13 protein-coding genes are annotated in these 20,270 nt (G+C 41.4%); 3 read left to right on the forward strand and 10 right to left on the reverse strand.

Features of this window, described 5'->3' with window-relative positions; genetic code table 11:
• Positions 1 to 412 precede the first annotated feature (412 nt).
• A complete protein-coding gene (locus AC805_RS25885; RefSeq protein ID WP_156341533.1) occupies positions 413 to 643 on the forward strand; it encodes a hypothetical protein in 231 nt (76 codons plus the stop codon).
• A gap of 121 nt (positions 644 to 764) precedes the next feature.
• Positions 765 to 3,155, forward strand: a complete 2,391-nt coding sequence (gene dnaX / locus AC805_RS21925; protein ID WP_082429612.1) for a DNA polymerase III subunit gamma/tau — start codon at positions 765 to 767, stop codon at positions 3,153 to 3,155.
• Between the two features lie 103 nt (positions 3,156 to 3,258).
• On the opposite strand, the gene AC805_RS21930 is transcribed toward dnaX, so the two are convergent.
• Both AC805_RS21930 and AC805_RS21935 read right to left on the reverse strand, forming a co-directional pair.
• The gene (locus AC805_RS21930) at positions 3,259 to 4,443 is read right to left on the reverse strand and encodes an FAD-binding oxidoreductase (RefSeq protein WP_055077378.1); all 1,185 of its coding nucleotides are present in this window, start codon (positions 4,441 to 4,443) and stop codon (positions 3,259 to 3,261) included.
• Positions 4,436 to 5,848 carry a glycosyltransferase family 2 protein gene (locus AC805_RS21935; RefSeq protein WP_055077379.1) on the reverse strand — a complete coding sequence of 471 codons (1,413 nt, stop codon included), beginning with the start codon at positions 5,846 to 5,848 and terminating at the stop codon, positions 4,436 to 4,438. The genes AC805_RS21930 and AC805_RS21935 overlap by 8 nt, the downstream gene beginning before the upstream one ends.
• A gap of 239 nt (positions 5,849 to 6,087) precedes the next feature.
• Between AC805_RS21935 and sppA the strand changes: the two genes are divergently transcribed.
• Positions 6,088 to 6,888 carry a signal peptide peptidase SppA gene (gene sppA, locus AC805_RS21940; protein ID WP_055077380.1) on the forward strand — a complete coding sequence of 267 codons (801 nt, stop codon included), beginning with the start codon at positions 6,088 to 6,090 and terminating at the stop codon, positions 6,886 to 6,888.
• Between the two features lie 45 nt (positions 6,889 to 6,933).
• On the opposite strand, the gene AC805_RS21945 is transcribed toward sppA, so the two are convergent.
• From AC805_RS21945 to AC805_RS21980, 8 genes are all read right to left on the reverse strand, one after another.
• Positions 6,934 to 11,463, reverse strand: coding sequence for a non-ribosomal peptide synthetase (locus tag AC805_RS21945; protein WP_055077381.1), 4,530 nt, complete (start codon positions 11,461 to 11,463; stop codon positions 6,934 to 6,936).
• A gap of 567 nt (positions 11,464 to 12,030) precedes the next feature.
• Positions 12,031 to 12,375, reverse strand: a complete 345-nt coding sequence (locus tag AC805_RS21950) for an EamA family transporter (protein WP_055077382.1) — start codon at positions 12,373 to 12,375, stop codon at positions 12,031 to 12,033.
• A 185-nt stretch (positions 12,376 to 12,560) separates the two neighbouring features.
• The gene (locus AC805_RS21955; RefSeq protein ID WP_055077383.1) at positions 12,561 to 13,550 is read right to left on the reverse strand and encodes a polysaccharide deacetylase family protein; all 990 of its coding nucleotides are present in this window, start codon (positions 13,548 to 13,550) and stop codon (positions 12,561 to 12,563) included.
• Between the two features lie 35 nt (positions 13,551 to 13,585).
• The gene (locus AC805_RS21960) at positions 13,586 to 15,421 is read right to left on the reverse strand and encodes a hypothetical protein (protein WP_055077384.1); all 1,836 of its coding nucleotides are present in this window, start codon (positions 15,419 to 15,421) and stop codon (positions 13,586 to 13,588) included.
• 129 nt (positions 15,422 to 15,550) lie between these two features.
• Positions 15,551 to 16,870: an NAD(P)/FAD-dependent oxidoreductase gene (locus tag AC805_RS21965; protein ID WP_055077385.1), complete on the reverse strand. Its 1,320-nt coding sequence runs from the start codon at positions 16,868 to 16,870 to the stop codon at positions 15,551 to 15,553.
• 310 nt (positions 16,871 to 17,180) lie between these two features.
• The gene (locus AC805_RS21970) at positions 17,181 to 17,849 is read right to left on the reverse strand and encodes a hypothetical protein (RefSeq protein WP_055077386.1); all 669 of its coding nucleotides are present in this window, start codon (positions 17,847 to 17,849) and stop codon (positions 17,181 to 17,183) included.
• 31 nt (positions 17,850 to 17,880) lie between these two features.
• Positions 17,881 to 18,687: an IS5 family transposase gene (locus AC805_RS21975; RefSeq protein ID WP_055077387.1), complete on the reverse strand. Its 807-nt coding sequence runs from the start codon at positions 18,685 to 18,687 to the stop codon at positions 17,881 to 17,883.
• A gap of 413 nt (positions 18,688 to 19,100) precedes the next feature.
• On the reverse strand, positions 19,101 to 20,219 hold the full coding sequence (locus tag AC805_RS21980; protein ID WP_055077388.1) for an ABC transporter permease: 1,119 nt from the start codon (positions 20,217 to 20,219) through the stop codon (positions 19,101 to 19,103).
• Positions 20,220 to 20,270 lie beyond the last annotated feature (51 nt).

Consider the following 20,270-nt stretch of genomic DNA (forward strand, 5'->3'; position numbering starts at 1 on the left):
CTTACACCGAGGGCTGAGCGAAGTCGAAGCCCGTCTACAAGTTATTTAAAACGACTATAAAATAGCTACTTTGGACTTTTGCAACCTCCGAGCCTATATCTCGAAGAGACTAAGCGAAGAATTTATAATAATGAATCAGCAATCGCACAGAGTAACGCCTTGCTTGCGTGGTCAGTAAGCTTGTCGAACTGATGTTGCCATGGCACAAAAGCGACCGAGTTACGCACCATATGAACAATTCACAACTGTACCTGAGTTTTGGGAAATACCGTTTCAAGTGCCTTAGGAAACCCAGTCAAACCATCGACACAAGCAATCAAAATAGGTCGGGTGGTGTTTTGCATTCTTGCAGCAATTCATTGAGCAGTTCTTTGCATATATTCATCGGTTTTAGTGTTAGTTATTGGGTGTCTTGATTATCTCTCTGTATACATCCCAGACTTTACACATCTCACTTTACACTCTCGGTAACTTTTATATTGCCTGTGGCGATCGCCTATTCAGCGCAACAATGAAGCCGAAGGTATTCAAAAAAGCCAGAAGATGCACAGGCAAATTATCCGCAATGGGTAGCGGCGATCGTGGGCAAGCATGGCAACCCAACCGATCGAGGCTTTGCGGCAGTAGCAATACTATAAGCTAACTACTTGCACCATAGATGTAGAAGTTTAAGGACGATCGCCCAGACAACTATCTCGGCTCTAGAGTAATCGCTATACTGGTGAATGATATATTTGACCAGCAATGCTTGACATCGTGTTCCTATGGGCTATGAGCCACTACATCATAAATATCGCCCCCAAATCTTTGCTGATTTAGTTGGTCAGGAGGCGATCGCCCATACCCTATCAAACGCGCTAAATACGGGGCGGATTGCCCCTGCCTACCTATTTACTGGCGCAAGAGGTACGGGTAAGACATCCAGTGCGCGGATCATGGCAAAGTCGCTCAACTGCCTAAGCTCAGACAGTCCCACCCCTCACCCCTGCGGCAAGTGCGAGCTATGCCACAGCATCGCCAATGGTAACGCCCTAGATATTACCGAAATTGACGCAGCAAGTAACACAGGCGTTGATAATATCCGCGAACTCATCGAACGCGCCCAATTTGCCCCAGTTAAGGCAAGATTTAAGGTTTACATTATTGATGAATGTTTGACTGGCGATACGCTAGTACAGACTGACACAGGTTTAATGCGTCTTGATGATCAAGATTTGTTAGGTAAGCAAGTACTTAGCTATAACGAGTCTTTGTCAAAATGGGAATATAAAAAAGTTTTACGTTGGTTAGATCGAGGTGTGAAACCCACACTGGTTATTAAGACTAATCAGCGATCGCTTCAATGCACAGGTAATCATTTAATCAGAACAGAATCAGGATGGACATCAGCAAGCAATATCAAAGTTGGAATGAACATATTGTCACCTGTAGTTGCGGAGCATTGGAATACAAGTTCGGAGAGGGTCGAATCTGTAACAGTCGTTGGTGATGAACAGGTTTATGATATTGAAGTAGAAGATAATCATAACTTTGTCGCTAATGGGCTGTTAGTTCATAACTGTCACATGTTAAGTACAGCAGCATTTAATGCATTGCTGAAAACCCTAGAAGAACCCCCCGATCGCGTTACTTTTATTCTTGCTACCACTGACCCGCAGCGAGTATTACCCACGATTATTTCCCGTTGTCAGCGTTTTGACTTTCGGCGGATTCCCCTTGATGCGATGGTCAAGCATTTAGGGAAAATTGCGGCAAATGAGAACATTAATATTCACCTTGAAGCTTTAACGCTAGTAGCTCAGATCGCACAGGGAGGACTGCGCGATGCCGAATCGTTACTCGATCAATTGAGCTTATTAGATGGAGAGATTACCGTTGAGGCAGTTTGGGATTTAGTTGGTTCCGTTCCTGAACAAGATTTACTATCGCTAATTGAAGCGATCGCCGCCGATCATTCCACACAATTGATTGATTATGTGCGGCGAATTATGGATCGGGGAAGGGAACCTTTGATCGTGCTGCAAAATTTGGCGAATCTGTATCGTGATTTATTAATCGCCAAAACCGCTAGCGATCGCAGCGATCTTGTTGCGATGACCAGTTCTGGTTGGGAAAGATTGATTCAACTAGCTCAAGGTTTGGCGATTCCCAATATTTTGCTAGGTCAACAACATTTGCGATCGGCAGAATTACAAATCCGTAACTCTACTCAGCCCCGCCTCTGGTTGGAAGTTACCCTCATGGGTTTACTGCCCTCAGCCCAAGGAGCGATCGCACAGATTCCACCATCAAATCTATCGGCAAAATCATTCATTCCACCTCGAAATATATCTCCCAATCCCTCAATTACCCAGCAATCACCAAAGCCCGATCCTGTGGAACGAGTTTCATCACCTCCTGTCCCCCAAATATCGGTTCCCCAAATATCAGTTCCCCCAACATCAGTTCCCCAAATATCAGTTCCCCCAACATCGGTTCCCCAAACATCCGAACCAGTTTCTCCCTCTATTTCTCCTCTTCCTCCAGTCGAAACGCCGATCGCGTCTGGACATGACGATTTTGAAGATATTGCCTCCGTTGGTTACGATCTCGATGGTCTATGGCAGAGTGTTTTGTCGATGCTACCAACTCCAACCAAATATGTTTTTATCCAAAAGCAAGCGCATTTTCTTTCTATCGACAGTAGTACGATCAAGGTGGGGCTAGGTAGCAATCGCGATGAAACCACTAAAAGTATCGTGGTTCAGAAACGGGGTGAATTGGAAGATGCTTGCTCCAAACTGCTCCAGCGTCCAATTAAAGTAATGTTTAAGTTTATTACGCCATCCCCCAATGAGTCATCAACACAAATAACAGAAGCACTCCCTCGTCCTGCGATCGCCTTGCCATCCGTCCCTTCTCCCAGTCCGATCTCTCCCCCAATTGCTCCCCCAAGTAATACTCCGCCAGCCCATACCCCTAGTTCCCCCCATCCAATTGCGCCGAATAATCCACCCATTCCGCCAGCAAATGTTGTCTCCAATCCAGCCAGCCCACCACCACCTCAGATTAAAGTCCAAGGGCAAATGTCAGAAGATGACAGGGTAATTAAGAATTTAGCCGACCTTTTTAATGGTCAGATTGTCGAACTCGATGAAGATACTGACGAAAAATAGATGACTAAGCCTAGAAGAGCATACCGCCCGCTACGCGGGCGGTATGCTCTTCTAGGCTTAGCGACTTAGAGCTATCTCTAGTCATACCAAGTTAAGAAATGGCTTAGCCATTTCTTAACTTGGTATCAAACCTTTTGGGAGATAACAGGGGAATGATGTCATCATCTTTACCTTGGGCATGAGCCGCAAATCGCTGAGATAGGGCTGGCACATATACTGTGGGGCTGGTAAATCCTGAGAATAAATGCAAGTTGTCGTATTCCTGTACAGAACCAACGAGGGGTAAATTATCGCTACTAAAAGCAACAAGACAATTGCGCCATTTGCCTTTAAGCTCGGCAAGTTTGGGTAGTACCTTAGCGATTTCAGCGCGAATGGCAGCCTCACTCTGCGCCGCATCGATCACGGCATGGGGGTCGGTTAGCACTCGGCTGAGTTGTCCAAACCTGATACTGCGATCGTTATATTGCACTGCACCAGCATCGATCGAAGGCGGCAAAAGTTCTCGTCCAAACACATCCCAAATAGCATCGCTATCCGCGTCCGTAGTCGATCCTTCTAGCACATTACGTTTATTATCCGCAGGCATCACCATCGTCCGCAGTTCTATATCGACTGGCTCCGTATCGATCGCCTCGGCATGGGTGTAATAAATCCTTGAATTCACCCCTGAAGCTTTGAGTAAAATTCGCGACATTGCCCCCGCACATACCGCCACATGGGCGCTGCGAAATTCTCCCTGTTCCGTACTCACTCCCGATAGGCGATCGCCATCCGTTAGCAAATGCGTAACCTTGGCATAGACTGTTTTACCGCCTAATCTCTGGAAAGCTTGACTGTGAGCTTTCACAAAACTAGTCAAATTGATATGAGCGTGGGGAAATAATAAAGCGCCCCCAATTCCCTGCTTATTTAATTGCGGTTCCCGCTCGACTGCCTCTTGGGGATTGAGAAACGCAGGTGCGATTGCACAGTCCTTATACTGCGAGAAAATTACTTGCCGATCGTCTTCGGGAGTAAGGGTTAGCAACAAATCAATTTCCCGAAACTCCGTATCCATGTCTAATTCATGGGACAAATTGCATTGCCTAGCAATTCCTTCTTGACAAAGCTGCTGGGTAAGGGTCGTGGTACCAGACCAATAGGATATCCCCCCATAGCCAAGGCTACTGCCACCCTGTAGCTGTTGATGTTGCTCAATTAGCAATACCGAAAACCCTGCTTTCTGTAATTCATAGCTTAGGGATATTCCCGCAATACCGCCACCAATGACAATCCAATCATGCATTGCTTTCTATCTCTTGAAGTCCGACCTCTTCTAATATATTCTCCCCAGCACCTTGATGTTGGGTTTTTACCCATTTTAAGCGTTTGGGAATAACGCACATTCTGAGAGTCACGCTCGCAATTACGGGAATCCAATGCAACATGTAAATCATTCCTGGCACGGTCTTCCAAATCGCATCTTTCCACGCCATTTGGTAGGAGCGGCGCAGTCCAAACGCCATAGTCACCGAGCTGAGGGCGAGGGAGAAGCCCGCGATCGCAGGCAACATTGGATTTTGCTTTAATACAATGGCGGTGATCGTATCGGGGATAAAGGCGATCGTCAGGAGGTATTGATTGATGAAAAAGAGAACAGCATCAAAGGTTTTCAGAAATCCCATCCGACCGCTCAGCATCAGATGTCCGTAGTCGAGATAACGCTGAAAACCTCCCTCTGCCCAGCGATTACGCTGATGCCACAGTTGCTTGAGCGTTAAGACTCCCTCTTCTCGTACCGAGGGGAAGTTCAAACAAGCAATATCCCATTGGCAGAGGTGCAGGCGAATCGTGAGATCGAGATCGTCGGTGATTGTCTGCTCGTTCCATCCACCGCAATCATCTAGAGCAGTTCGGCGGACAAATTGACCGTTACCGCGCAATTCTCCAGTGCCACCCACCCGAATGCGTAAATCCTGCAAACACCAATCTAGAGCCATTTCGGCGGATTGTCCCGCCGTCCACCAATTTTCGTCAGCATTGGCGATCGCCTTGCGTAACTGTACCGCCCCCACTTTAGCGGGCTGAAATAATGGTACGAGCGATCGCAAAACATTGGCAGGCACTTGGGCATCCGCATCAAATACGCCAATAATATCGCCCTTGGTCAAGGCTAAAACTTGGTTTAAAGCCCCAGACTTACCGCCCTGAGCGCCCTCGCCCCTTCTCAAGGTTTTCAGTTGCGGGTATTTCTGTTGCAATACAGCTAATACTGCCGAGGTGCGATCGCTGCTATTGTCATCAACGATCCACACCTCAAGGCGATCGCTGGGATAGTCTAGCTGACATAAATTTTTAACTAAATTACCAATCACAGCTTCTTCATTTTTTGCCGAAGCAAGCAGCGAGAAAAATGGCAAATCCGTTGAGGGATTTGGAGAATTTTGCTCCGAGCTATTATCTGAGACATTATCCGAGCCATTAGTTAAATCGGTCGCTTGGGAGCTCACCGAAGCGATCGCTGGTAATGGTGGCGCAAATATTAACCTTAGAGCCTGAATACTAAATAACCCTAATAGCAACCAACGGCTCCAAGGCGCAAAATGCAAGCCAATTGTTAATCCATAGACAATTACCAAAGCAATGATCATTTTAAGTCTACGGGGATCGCCCTCTAACTGAAGGCTGCTACGAAATTCCGTCTCGTGCATTGGGGATTTTAATATATTGCGAAATGTTTAGCTTGCATCAGGATACCGCTTTTTATTGGTCGTTTTTAGTAATTCTCACACTCAAAAGTTAGAATCAACCCCCAACTCCAAGTCAAAATTTTGTAACTTAAGCTACCAATACCCCCTAGAGATCGCGAACAGACAAACCTTTGCGCCAAACTGCTAATCCAAAAATCTAATATAGTAAAAGTTAATTCCAACTCAAACCTGATAACTAAATGTTCGGTCTTCTAAAACGCAAATTTCGCAAAAAAATCGCACGTATTGAAATCACAGGAGCGATCGGCTCTAGCACAAGGAATCGCGTTCTTGAAGCCCTAGAGTTTGTGGAAGAACAAAAATTTCCCGCCCTATTGCTGCGTATTGACAGTCCTGGAGGGACTGTGGGTGACTCTCAGGAAATCTATGCTGCACTCAAACGTTTGCGGGAAAAAGTCAAGGTAGTAGCCAGTTTTGGCAATATTTCCGCTAGTGGTGGCGTATATATTGGTGTGGGAGCCGATTACATTGTTTCTAACGCTGGCACGATTACGGGCAGCATCGGCGTAATTTTGCGCGGTAACAATATTGAGAAATTACTCGACAAAATTGGCGTTTCCTTTAAAGTCATCAAATCAGGGGCATATAAAGATATTTTGTCTTTCGATCGCGAAATTACCCCTGAAGAAAAAGTAATCTTGCAATCCTTAATTGACAGCAGCTACAACCAATTTGTGGAAACCGTCGCCGAAGGTCGTAAACTTAGCCCCGCGACCGTGCGCTCCTTTGCCGATGGTCGCGTATTTACTGGGGAGCAAGCAGTTGCCCTAGGTCTAGTCGATCGCATCGGCACGGAAGAAGACGCAAGACGCTATGCCGCCGAACTAGTAGGACTCGACCCTAAAACCACCAAAGTCTTTACAATCAAACCACCTAAATCCTTTGCCAGCAAATTTTTGCCTAGTGGATCTGATAGTGCGATCGCCCGTCTGCAATTTGAGACGGAAACCAGCGGAATGCCTCTCTGGATGTGGCAGTAAAAACAACACTCACCAGTATCCCAAATAGGTAATGGTGGGTGATACTCAAGGCAGATTTGCCGTATTTTGGACGATCTCGCCGATTAACTTGCAATAGGGGTCATCCATTAATTCAAGATGATCGCATTCGATCTTGGCAGGGTACACCTTGCCTTTTAGTAATTTTTCCCAGCCTTTGTATGGAAACATCCAAGATAAATCGAAATACTTAATATCCTTTTGTCCGTGAACGATCTGCTCGCTTGCTACGATCAATAAAACCCTTCCTCTATAGGCATCAGGTATATAGTTTTTGAAAGCTTCGCCAAGAGATTCAATGCCTATTTCGAGGTCGGTTCGTTCTTCAATAGCCTCTATCGTTTGATAAGATTCAGCTTTATGAAATGCCCTCAAAGTTATATACTGCCACTTCTCCTTAAGCGATAGTTTGGAGATTTTTGACAAATGAAATCTTAAAGTTCCTAGCTTGAGGTTTAAAGTATGAAAAAGTCTATAAAGTTTTGCCCTTGTCGATACGTCAACCAGCACCAGCAGATCTACTTTTTTGCCAAGTTTGTTTAACTGCTGCGCCATTTCCAATGCTACCAAACCGTTATAACACCACCCTCCTAGCGAGTAGGGCTCGCTAGATTGCAGGCTGAGTAATTCATCCACTAACAGAGATGCGATCGCCGAAACGTAATCTTTATGCGAATTCATTGAAGGAGATAGGCTTGCCCCTGGCATCACGTACAAAGGCTGATTGAGATTGAGATTTTTGCCAGTTTTAACTTCTCCGATCCAGATAAAGGGTTGGTCTTTAGTTTGCGATTCTGGCAAAATGTTGATAATCAAACCACGCTTGCCAATTCGCGTACCTCTCATACCTGCGCTAAGAGCTAATAACGCCCGATAATCTTCAAGACTTACACCTTTAACAAGCTCTTCCATTGGCGCGGATTCAGGTGCTTGTTCGCTAATCCATTGAGAAATTCCAGCTATAGTATCCATCTCAAAAATCGAGCTGAGAGGAAATTTGCAGTTAAAAGTTTTCTCAATTTCAGACACCAATCTGACAGTAGATAGTGAATGCCCTCCCAATAGAAAGAAGTTATCATGGATGCCTATATTATCTAAACCCAAAATCTTTTCCCAAATATCTACTAGGATTTTTTCTCTTGAGTTTCTCGGTTCAGACTGCTTAGAATCAGAGTTGTTAATGGGATTGCTCTGGACGATTAGATTTTTCTGATTTTTGCTTTGAGGTGTGGAAGGATCTGTTTTTAAGGATGCACTTTCGACTGCGGGAGAAGGCAAAGCTTTGCGATCGACTTTACCATTGGAGGTCAGGGGTAACTCTTTTAGAACTAAGAAGAAGCTCGGTACCATGTAATAAGGTAATTTATCTTGAAGAAATTGTCTAAATTCACTAACATGAGGCAGCTCTTCAGAGTTACAGGTGATGTACGCAACTAAGTTCTTATCACCCTGAGCATTTTCCCTCGCCATAACTACAACGCGATCGACTGCTGGATGTTGACATAGTACCGACTCAATTTCACCTAATTCAATTCGGAAACCACGAATTTTAACTTGATCATCAATACGCCCAAGATATTCAAGACTGCCATCATTCAAGTAGCGAGCCAAATCACCACTTTTATAAAGTCGTCCATTAGGATCTTTATCAAACTTATTAGTTATAAATCTCTCTTTAGTTAGGTTATCCCTCTGCCAATAACCTTTCGCTACACCTGCACCACCAACGTATATTTCTCCACATACGCCAATCGGGACAGGCTGCTGATAGCGATCTAGAAGGTAAATTTGTAAGTCTGGAATTGGGCGACCGATTAAGCTACCTGTAGCTTTCACGTCCTCAAGAGTAAGGGGGCGGTAGGTAACATGTACGGTAGTTTCCGTAATTCCATACATATTCACCAATTTGGGAAAGCGATCGCCATGAAGCTCAAACCAAGGCTTCAGGTTAGCTATATTCAATGCTTCTCCACCAAAAATGACCAAACGTAAACTTAATTCTCCGAGAGAATTGGAACGCTTATCTACTTCAATTAGTTGATAAAAAGCCGATGGTGTTTGGTTGAGAATAGTAACTTTCTCAGAAATTAATAACTTGTGGAATTCTCCTGTATCGCGGCTTACTGAATAGGGAACGACGATAATACGACCGCCATAGAATAATGCCCCCCAAATTTCCCAAACGGAGAAGTCAAAGGCAAAGGAATGAAATAAAGTCCAAACATCATCTGAATGAAAGTTGAACCAAGATTCAGTAGACGTAAATAAGCGAATAACGTTGTGATGACTGACTGCCACTCCTTTGGGCTTCCCTGTAGACCCAGAAGTATAAATAATATAGGCTAAGTTATTACCATCAACGTTAATTGAGGGATTAGATTGAGAATATTGACTAAAGATGTGATTGTCAGAATCCAAGCAAATATTATGTTCGCAAGCAGATAAATTATTTAATAGAGTGGACTGAGTCAGCAATATTCCCATCCGAGCATCGCTGAGAATATGCTCCAATCGGTCTTTGGGAGTGTTTGGATCTATTGGAACGTAAGCTCCGCCTGCCTTAAGAACCCCTAAAATTCCAACAAGCATTTCCAAGGAACGTTCCACACAGATACCAACTAAAGTATCTGGTCTTACCCCCAAAACAATTAGATGATTTGCTAATTGATTGGATTGATTGTTTAACTCGCGATATGACAGTTGCCCGTCTTGACACCTTACAGCCAATCGGTCAGGAGCGATTTCTACCTGCTTTTCAAACCAATGATGAATGCATTTATTCTGAGAATATTCAGTCTGAATGTTATTCCAATCAACAAGGAGTTGCCTTTCCTCTTTTTTTGTCAGCAATGGTAGTTTGGAAATTGATTGCTCTGGATTAGCTACAATCCCTTCCAATAAAGTCTGAAAATGCCCATTTAAACGATCTATAGTTGTTGCATCAAATAAATCAGTATTGTATATCCACTTCCCATGTATCGATCGACCTTCTTGTTTTAGAAACAAAACCAAATCAAATTTTCCTTCATTATTTTCTAATACCCAAGGACTTGCACTTAAGTTAGAAAGATTGATATTTTGGAAGGAAATATCTTCCTCTAACACGAACATAACCTGAAACAGGGGCGTGTAGCTTAGCTCTTTCTTGGGTTGTAATTCTTCTGCCAAAATCTCAAATGGAACATCTTGATGAACGATAGCTGCAGAAACAATTTTTTTTACTTGGCTTAACAAGGTCTGGAAGCTGGGATTTCCCGACATATTGGTACGAAGAACGACTGCGTTAACAAAAGATACCGAAAAATCGTCACGATTTAAAATTGGGGAACCAACTACGATATCGTTTGTATCCGTGTAGCGGTATATTAAGGTATTGAGTGTCGCAAGAAGGGTCATATATAGGGTGACTCCACTCAAGCTGCTCAGCAATTTGATGGATTCTGTTAAATTTTGAGGAATTATAAAAGCTTGATTGCTTCCCCTCAAGCTTTGCTCAATTCCGCGCGATCGATCGGTTGGGAGTGGTAACAGAGGAGGAAGGCAGGAAAGCTGTTCTTTCCAATAGGCTAACGAAGGTTTAAAAGGTAACTTTTGTAATTCCGAAAGGACGGCTTTTCGGGATGATTCGTAAATAGTTTTGTCAACATACTTTAGTTGGGGATCGTAGTTTAATATCAATCGCAAAGTAGTTAGGGCGGACATCCAGTCCTCAGTTTGGACATACCGCATGATTGCATAGGGAAGTCGTTCGACAAAAAGTTTAATCCAAAACTGCTTACCTCGTTCATAGGCTGCTTCATATTCCTTGTTCCCAGTTTGTTCGATATAATTCCATTGCAGTCTATGGGAATTTACTGCGCCAATTAGCATCTCAATTGGTTTTCCCGATACATTGGCTCCGTTATAACGGTATTCAGATACCGTTTGATTGTGAAAAAATATCGGAAACGATCGAGCCACATTTAAAAACAAATTCACATCTTCATTTGCCTTCAGTGTCGGGTCAAAACCACCTACAGATACTACTGAAACGCGTCTGAATAAAATACAGGCACATTGAATTCTATGATCTGACGCTAGCAAACTTGCATAATTGGCGACTTCAGGCTGCCGATCGTATATTTCTTCAGTCTTATATGAACCATCGGGATTGATAGATTGAAAAATAAAATTACCAAACACAAATCCAACTTCTGGTATGGTCTTAATGCAATTCACCCCAATTTCAACAGCTTTAGGCAAAAGGCGGTCATCGCTATCGAGAAATAATAGATATTCTCCTTGACTAATCTGGGTGCCTAGATTTCTCGCAGCAGATACACCTCGGTTACTCTGATAGATATATTTTACATTAGGATATTTATTACAAATTTCTTTGGTTTCGTCCGTCGATCCATCATCTACTACGATAACTTCCAAGACAGGATAGCTTTGACTCAGTACACTCTCAATTGCTTCAGACAAAAATCTAGCACTATTGTATGCAGGTATAATAACCGATACTTTAAAATAAGTAACATCAAGTAATAACTCATCCATCTTAAAAGCCTCAGGCATTTTATGAATTGAAGTGAAGATCGTGACACTTCAAAATATACACCAACCAGAAAAAACAATCATTAATAAATATATATGTTCATAGATAAAACAAATATAAAACATAGAGTAATATAGCGCATATGCTAGTTGCGGTTTGTTTTTCTGTGTTTTTATTTGTTTTTATCTAGAGCAACATTTATCCGCCTTAGGACAAATTAAAACCTAAGAATTGATTGGATGTGCAAAGCTCCATCTGTTAATTCTTAGGTTTTATATCCTAGTACATTTGATAATATTTATACTTATTAATACCAAACAATTTACAGGATAGGACGATAAAGCGATTTATCCATGCAAGCTTAATAAAAAATAAATTAATTTTAAGCTGCGGGATGCCTACTCCCTTACCAGCCAAGAAATAGCGATGCGGGGCAAAGCCCCGCATCGCTATTTCTTGGCTTTATTACGTCTATTTCTTTAGTGGGAAGGGAGTAGGTATTAATAAATATATAGAATGAGAAGAGAAATACCTTCATTCTCTTATTGGGCTTGATGTGTTTTTGACACTTGACGACAGCTATATTTCTATATTTTTAGAGAAGTCAAAACCAATCCCATAAAAATTAGTCCCATACCAGTAATGTACCAAGGAGTAATTTTATCCCCGAAAAAAAGAACTGAAAAAAGAGTGACTAAGATAAAAGTTAAAAAAGTAAATGGATAAGCTTTAGAAAGAGGAATAAAGCGTAGAGCAAATACCCACAGGACTGTGCCGATCGCATATAAAAACATCCCCATAATTAAGGCGGGATTTATCCAAGTAAAAATATTTTCTACATTGATTAAGACTGCGCCTTTTTTAAATAAAATATGTCCTCCAGTTGTGACTAGAGATATTGCTAACAGCAACAATAAATTTCGGTCAAACATTGTTTTGATATTACTAGTTTCAATATTACTAAATGAAAAATTGGACTTACATTAGTTAATGTAAGGGCAATGCATGGATTTTGCCTAGGTACCTAGGTGAAATAAAAATAAAACCCTAAAAGCTTTAGCAGGGGCTATGCGTGGGCTAAAGCTTGTGACTCTGGTATTTAATTACGCCCAACTACCTATACAGGCTCCGTACCATGATAAAAATGGGGTGTAACGGAGGTTAATTTGGATTGCGTCTGAGCGATCGCTTCAGCATGGACTGACATCGGGACGATCGCATAGTGTTCGGCTAAAATCTGCAAGACCTTACCCACCATGGCAACTTTTTTGTAGCTAGGTTGGTTCATTGCAGGAAAAAAAGCTAACTCTGGTACATCTTCACCACCCATAAAATCTAAAGGATGCAGCAAAAGCGATGGTTGTACTCGCATCAATCGACAAAGGGCGATCGCCAATCGAAAATACCATAAAGCCAAGGTTTGCGAAAATACGCCTAGATAAAGCAGATAACTTACATGAATGGGAATTTTAAAAATTGGCATGGTGGTCACGGGAATTTCAATTAAATTGCCCATTAAACGCCATTGATAGGGCTGGAGCGGACGAAATCCTTCTTGGAACTTACCAAATAGCCCTTTACGTTTTTCCATTTCCTCTTTACTTAGCTTACTTGTCATGAAGTAGTAAGCACGCGCTAAAGGTCCTAAAAATGTAGGGAATGTAGAGGCATCGTACTGATAGCCGCGTCTGGCTAACACCCGCAAAACCGTAGAAGAAAGACTAAACCCAGGACCGCGAAATCCAATGGGACGCTTGCCTGTTGCTTTTTCAATATGATCTTCAGCGATCGCTAGTTCTCTTTCGACATCATCTTCAGAATAAAGATGCAGCCAAGGTTCATGATTAAAGGAATGATTGCCAATTTCATGCCCTGCATCAGTCAAGGATCTAAGGGCTGCATGGTTTTTTTCTAAGGCCGCATCTTGACCAACGATAAAAAAAGTAATTCTAATGTGTCGCTCCTCTAGAAATGCCAATACTCTTGGAATCACAATATTTAAATAGGAGGGAAAAGATTGCCATCCATCATCCCCATGGGTCTTCATATAAGACCATTGATTATCAAGGTCTAGGGAAAGGCTGGCAATTGGCTTCTTTTTTAACATATTCTATTCCTCACAACATCAATTATAAACATTCATTATTCTTCAAGATATTCAATTTTATTTATCTCATCAACTCGCAAATAGTTATAAAGATTACTCTTCTCAAGGGGAGTGAAATTAGTAGGTAATTGCTTTAATGGCAAAGTCCGATCTCCAACAATTAAAGGGGTTGTTTGGCGAACGAGTTTACCATTTTGGGATGCGAGAACGATGACATTAGAACTTGGAAATTGATAGTTTTCATCTGAAACAAAATTAGGAAATCCAACCCGATTAACTTGCCTTTGTAAATCCCTACTATTTAAGTCAAAGAGATTACTTTGAGATAAGGCATACTCGTACCACTTCAAAGGTACGAGGTGTAGATTGGGTGGATTTTTCCAGTCCTTAGGAAATTTGTATATTTGATCCAATATCAAAGATACATACCAAGCATTAGCTGTGATTTGCTGGGGAGACTTAAATCGGGGATCCTCAACGAGGATTTTAGTTCCATCTTCAAGATCTGGCGCTAATCTCATTACATCTGTCCAAAAAGCCTGCTGGTATTGCCAACTTATTCTGTAGTCATGCTGGACAATTAACCCAAAGCCAATTAGTAAAGTAAAGAATATAGATAGCCCAAAGGAGGTTATTAATCTCTTCTTATACACATCCATTAAGTATATTAAGATCGAGAAAACACAAGCCGATATAATGGATATACCAATACTAGCTGGCAAATGTATGCGAGTGTCGCGTCCAGTGAGAGTAAAAGGTGACATAGTTAATGATAACGGATAGGATAGGATAACCATCAAGATTCCTGTCGTCATCAACTTTAATAAATGTCGGCAGAATGCTGGTAGTTCTAACTCTATATTTAAATATTTACTTTCGATAATAGTTTTTACACTAATATCATCTGCTGCACAATATATTTTGAGATTTGATAGGACTAAAAACAAACTCATTAGTGATATCGGCAAATATTTTACATAGACATCTTTAGCGAATTCCCAAGGAATATGTTGAACGGTATAACTGCGAAAATCCCACATCAATAAAGTATCAAATGCCCTGAGAATAAACATTCCCATGCTCACTAATGAGCCGTAAACCATCAGTCGTAACGATACTCGAAAGGCGGGCGCAATACCAATATCCATTACTCCGACAGTTTTGATTAATAGCTTGCGCAGGAGCACGACTAAAACGATCATTCCTAATAAAATCAATATATGCTTAAATAGCTCTCTTAACTGTCTAGAATTCCATTGTTTGTTTAGTAAAGGAGCGGTTAAAAAGATAAAAAAGAAGGTTTCATAACTGAGTAAACAGCAGGAAATGCAAAGATAAGATAATAATTTTTTTCGTCCCAGATAGCTATGAAATGCTAACAGCAAAAATGTCATGGATATCTGTACGCCAAATGCTGCCGCTAGCCAAGTTTGGGTAGTGTTAACGGGAAACAAGCAAAATGATAAAGCACCAATAATCGTAAAAGACTGCCTATCAAATAGTCTTTTTAAGAATAGGTAAAACAAAAAACAGTTAACAGTAAATAAGGTATAAGCAATAAAATAAATGCCCGTTAATCCACCTAGTTTATTGCCTAGAAATGAAAACGCAATGATTGAGGTGTAGTGGAGCGGTCTGCCATTGGTTAACACTTCACTTTTTAGGGCTACCCAGAGTTCAGAAAAATTCATTTCCATGACTCTATTGATGCGAAAGTAGTCATCTTCGTAGAAACCAAAACTACTAGAGAAGCAAAAATGAGCAATCCATGCCGTAATTGCAAGTAAGGCAAACACAGCTATCGGTTCTTGACTTCTTTTCGTATGTAACTTGATAGTTTTTAAGTCGATCACATTTTTGCTTTTATTCATACCTTGATTACCGACTTGATTACATTACGTTTTTTGTCCCTGCCGAAGGCAGGGACAAAAAAACTCTGTGCATCGTTTGCTTGAAAAGAGCTATAAAACACCTAATTTCTAATCATAAAAGAGCGATTATCAAACCATAACTCTCATGCTGCGTTCTGCAAGCTGAATTGTTTCATTGACATTAAGCGTACCATTTAGAATATGGGCTGTGTTAAGCACATATACATTAGGAATTGAAGTGACGATCGCGGGTAGCTTTTCTGAATAGTTTAATGTGGCGATCGCTAATACATGCCTTACTCTAGATACTTGAAAACAAAGTACATCGCTACGCTGAAATTTTGGATACATATGTACTAGGGTTTGAATAAATTTTTCCTCTAGTTCGCGATCGCTTAATTCAAAAGCGGGATCGTCTGGGACAACATACTTGGGTAAATAAACTAAGGCATTACCTCCAAATTGAGAGCGATGCACCATTGCTGACATTTCTATTACTCCCGTAAAAGGAACCCATGTGTCGGTAATATTAGTTACATAAAATTGGGAAAGGGAGTTTTTTAAAAGTAAGGATGCACAGATAATACCCTGATATTCAATATCTCGCAGTCGTCTAATTTCATCGTTTGCTAATCCATGACATATCTTGGCGGCGATCGGTGCTGGCACTGTCGCGATAACGCGATCGAATTCGGCGTAGGAGCCATCGGCAAACTCTACATTAACAATAGGGCTGTCCGAGGTTTCCAAGGATTCGATTTTTTCGACTCGATGCCCTAATTTGATACTTACATTCAAATCGATCAATACTTCAGTAAATCGCTCTAGAATGCGATGATATCCTCCTGAGAGATAGCCAAACATTTCTTTTTTTAAACCAGTGCGCCTTGCCGCATATAGCCGCGCAATAATCGCCCAGATAAAAGAAGCCGATGCTTTGCGATAGTTTTCGCCCAGTTTCGATCGCAGGAGGGGCAACCAAATTTTTTCAAAGGCATGTTTACCAGACCATCTGATTAACCAATCGCTGACGGAAATTTTTTCCAACTTTTTCCAGTCAGTAATTTTGGAGCCATAGATAATGGTAAAGGCAAAACGCAGTTTATCAATGAGATTGAGAGGGAAAAATCGTAAGAACTCGATCGCATTAGAAATCGAATAGAGTTTACCATCGTTATAAAATCCTGTTTTTGTTTCAACCCATTGCATATCTCGCTCTAAACCAAGCTCTGTCAATAGCGATCGCAAATAGGTGTCGGAAAGCAAGATAACGTGGTAATGGCGATCCCAGATAATATCGCCTAAACGCCAAGCATCCGCCAAACCACCAAGGCGATCGGCACTCTCTATTAAAGTTACTTGTTTACCCTGTTGGGCGAGGCGCAAAGCGAGGGTCATTCCTAAGATGCCACCCCCGACAATACCCCAATGCTCAGATTTTTGTGACATCTTAAAAATCGCGTGCTTAGAAAACAAGGCTAATTGTTTATAAGTAGCTAAGCATAAGTAAACTTAAACCCCACAGGAGAGTAACGCCCGCTATGCGGGCGGTACTCTCTCTGGTTTTAAGTTTTTCATTATGTTGAACTGCTTATAAAATTATAAAAGCTCTTGAACCCAATAATTTATTTAGCCATCCTAAATGAGTTTTTAGAGGCTTCGACTTCGATTACCCATCGAGATATTCTGGGTGATCGAAGTCGAAGCCTTGTTTTTGTCATACATGATTTAGGAATGCTATACCATTCATTTGTTGAAATTATGTTTTTAAGTACCAAATACCTGAAGCGTTTTTATGCAAAACTTTATATTTTTCTAAAACCTGTAATACTTCGATTTTTTGTTCTTTGATTAAGTCATGGTATTCCGTTGAAATAAAAATATAGGCAGGAAGAATACTAGAAATTTGCTTTCCAAGAAGTACCCATTGTTCAGGCAATAAAAATTCTAGAGCCCATCCATTAATGGGAATGGCTTGATTACGTCCAGATAGGTAGTAATAAAGAGGATTTCCACACACGTAGATATCACCTTTTAAACTGTCAGGGTTTTTGAGAAATGCAATTTCTTCACGAATGGATTTATATTGACCTCCGCTAGATCTATCTTGGTATACTAACTGTTGTTCCTCATTTAAAGCAAAGCTCGATCTTGCAAAAGTAAAACTTTTAATTGACAAATTAGTCAATGGAAATATAAACAAGGGAAATAAAATTATTATCAACAGTAATATTTTTTGTTGTAAAGATACGTCAAAACTCCAATTCCTGATTTTATCCCAACAAATTTCAATACCTCTCAATGCAATAATTCCTAATGGCACAAACAGTAATTGATAATGATATTCCCACCAAGATTGTCTTTGTAAAAATATTACTGTAAAACCAATTAGTATCCAAGACGTAAGATGGGCTGTAATTAAATCCATCGATCGTTTAAATAAGAGCGTGTTTGAGAAGTTAAGCGAGGCGTTTGAGGAGAATGTGAATCATGCCGACATAGAAAAAAGCCTCAGAAGTTTCAGGTAAAAGTTCGTACTCTCTTGTCAAACGCCGAAAGCGAGAAAACCAAGCAAAAGTACGTTCAACCACCCAGCGCTTTTGTTGGACAACAAAGCCTTTTTGCCCCACAGGAGGAACGACAACCTGCAAACACCAGTAAAAAGTATGCAGAATCGCCAGAATGAAAGCTTTACCACTATAACCACGATCCACCCAAATCGTTGATAGACGGGGGAAACGGTCACGAATTTGGTTGATTTTTTCTAAAATCATGGTTGCCCCCTTGCGATCATCAAGATTAGCCGCAGTAACTACTACTATCAATAGCAAACCCAATGTGTCCACAAGAATATGTCGTTTTCTCCCATTGACGAACTTGTTGCCATCAATACCAACTGCTTCTGGTGATGCTAATCGGCTAGCAATTTTAGTTGATTGACTATCAATACATCCTGCGCTTGGTGTTGCTTCTCTTCCTTCACTAACCCGATACCATTGTTGTAGTTTAGCGTTGATCTCCTGCCATGTATTGGTAATTCGCCAATGGCGAAAGTAATGATAGACAGTTTGCCATACAGGAAAATCATGGGGTAACATTCGCCATGCACACCCTGCAGCATTGATGTAGAAAATACCATTGAGTACCGCTCTAATATCTACGGTTCTTTTTCGTCCTCCTGTTCCTGCGGCTGGAATCAAGTCTTTTATTAGTTCCCACTGGTTATCGGTTAAGTCTGTGGGGTATGATTTCTTTGTTGCTTCCATAAGGCTGTCTTTGTTTTTGTATATTGACAGGCTATACCTTTGGGAGCTTTTTTTCACCTTTTTTTATTGCCAAAAACTTCTCAAACACGCTCTAAGTTGGTATAAGTAATCGACAGTAATTATCAAACGAGAGAATCAAACAGTAATTTTTTGTCAAAAGAACCACAAGAAACTTTTTGAAAGCGTTGCCTCGCAACGCTTTCAAAAAGTTTCTTGGTTTAGATTTGAGCGCAAAGCACTGTATCTTTATCGAGTTAAGATTTAGCTTAACGTGAGTTCGGGAGAATTTGAAACGGGCTTAGAGAAAGGGTTTGCTAAGCAAACCCTTTCTCTAAGCCCAGAAATAAAAGCCTTGCGTAGCAAGGCTTTTATTTCTGGGCTTTTAAAATTTGCCAGCTTAACCCGAACTGATGTTAGCTTAGTTGGCTGCGGAATTTTCTGGCACTGATGGTTAGCAAGAGGACAGCAAAAATTGCAAGGGAAACCACATGCATCCATAGGGCTTCTAGCCCTACACCTTTGAGCAAGATGCCACGCACGATCGCTACATAGTGTCGTAGGGGATTAAACCATGAGAGATAGTAAAAAAATTCAGGCATCGTCTCGACAGGGGCGATCGCTCCTGACAACTGCACCATGGGCAAATTAATGAAGAATGTAGTGAGTACCACTTGCTGCTGTGATTGGCAAACTGTGGCTAGCATGATCCCCACACCAATACCCACAAAGAGATAAAGCCCTGACAAGATCAAGAAGAGTAAAAAGCTCCCCTGAAAGGGAATCCCAAACACAAATCTTCCTAAACCAAGGGCAAGAAAGACATCACCCATCAATAATACAAATAATGGCACAATTTTGGATAGGAGAATCTCCCAAGGCTCTGAGGGAGTCATGAGCAATTGTTCTAGCGTTCCCGTATCCTTTTCCCGCACAAGGGTTATGGAGGAAACAATCGAACCAATCAAGGTTAGTACCAGTCCGATTACGCCAGGGACAAAGAACCAGCTACTTGCTAAGCCAGGATTGTAGAGAAATGTAACATGGGAGTCAATTGGTGGTGTAGAGGATTGCCCTGATAGTTTGGCGCTATACTGACGGACGATTTGACTGACATAACCATTGGCAATCCCCGCCGTATTGGCATCGACACCGTCAATGAGTACTTGGATTTCTGAGGGATGGTCTTTGGCAAGATTTCGATTTAATTCGGGGGGGATGACGATGCCTACGGTGAGCTTGCCGCGTTCTACTTGCTGTCCTAACTCCTTTTCACTAGATAGAACCTGCGCTAACGTAAAAATCCGATTTTCGGTAAAGGCGGATATTAGCTCTCGACTTTCATGCGATCGCGCATAATCCACGACACCCATTTTCAGAAAATGCACATCAGGATTGAGGGCAAATCCATAAACTAGTAATTGAATTGTTGGCGGAAAAACCAATAAAATAATTAACTGTTTATTCCGTAAAATTTGATTGATTTCCTTTCGCACCAAAGCCCAAAATCGACTTGCAAAGAACCAGTTAAACATTTTAAACTCTCATTCCCATTTCAATTAAATTCTTTTAAATTACATAAATTC

Source organism: Pseudanabaena sp. 'Roaring Creek', from assembly GCF_001402795.1.
In the GTDB taxonomy this organism is placed as follows: domain Bacteria; phylum Cyanobacteriota; class Cyanobacteriia; order Pseudanabaenales; family Pseudanabaenaceae; genus Pseudanabaena.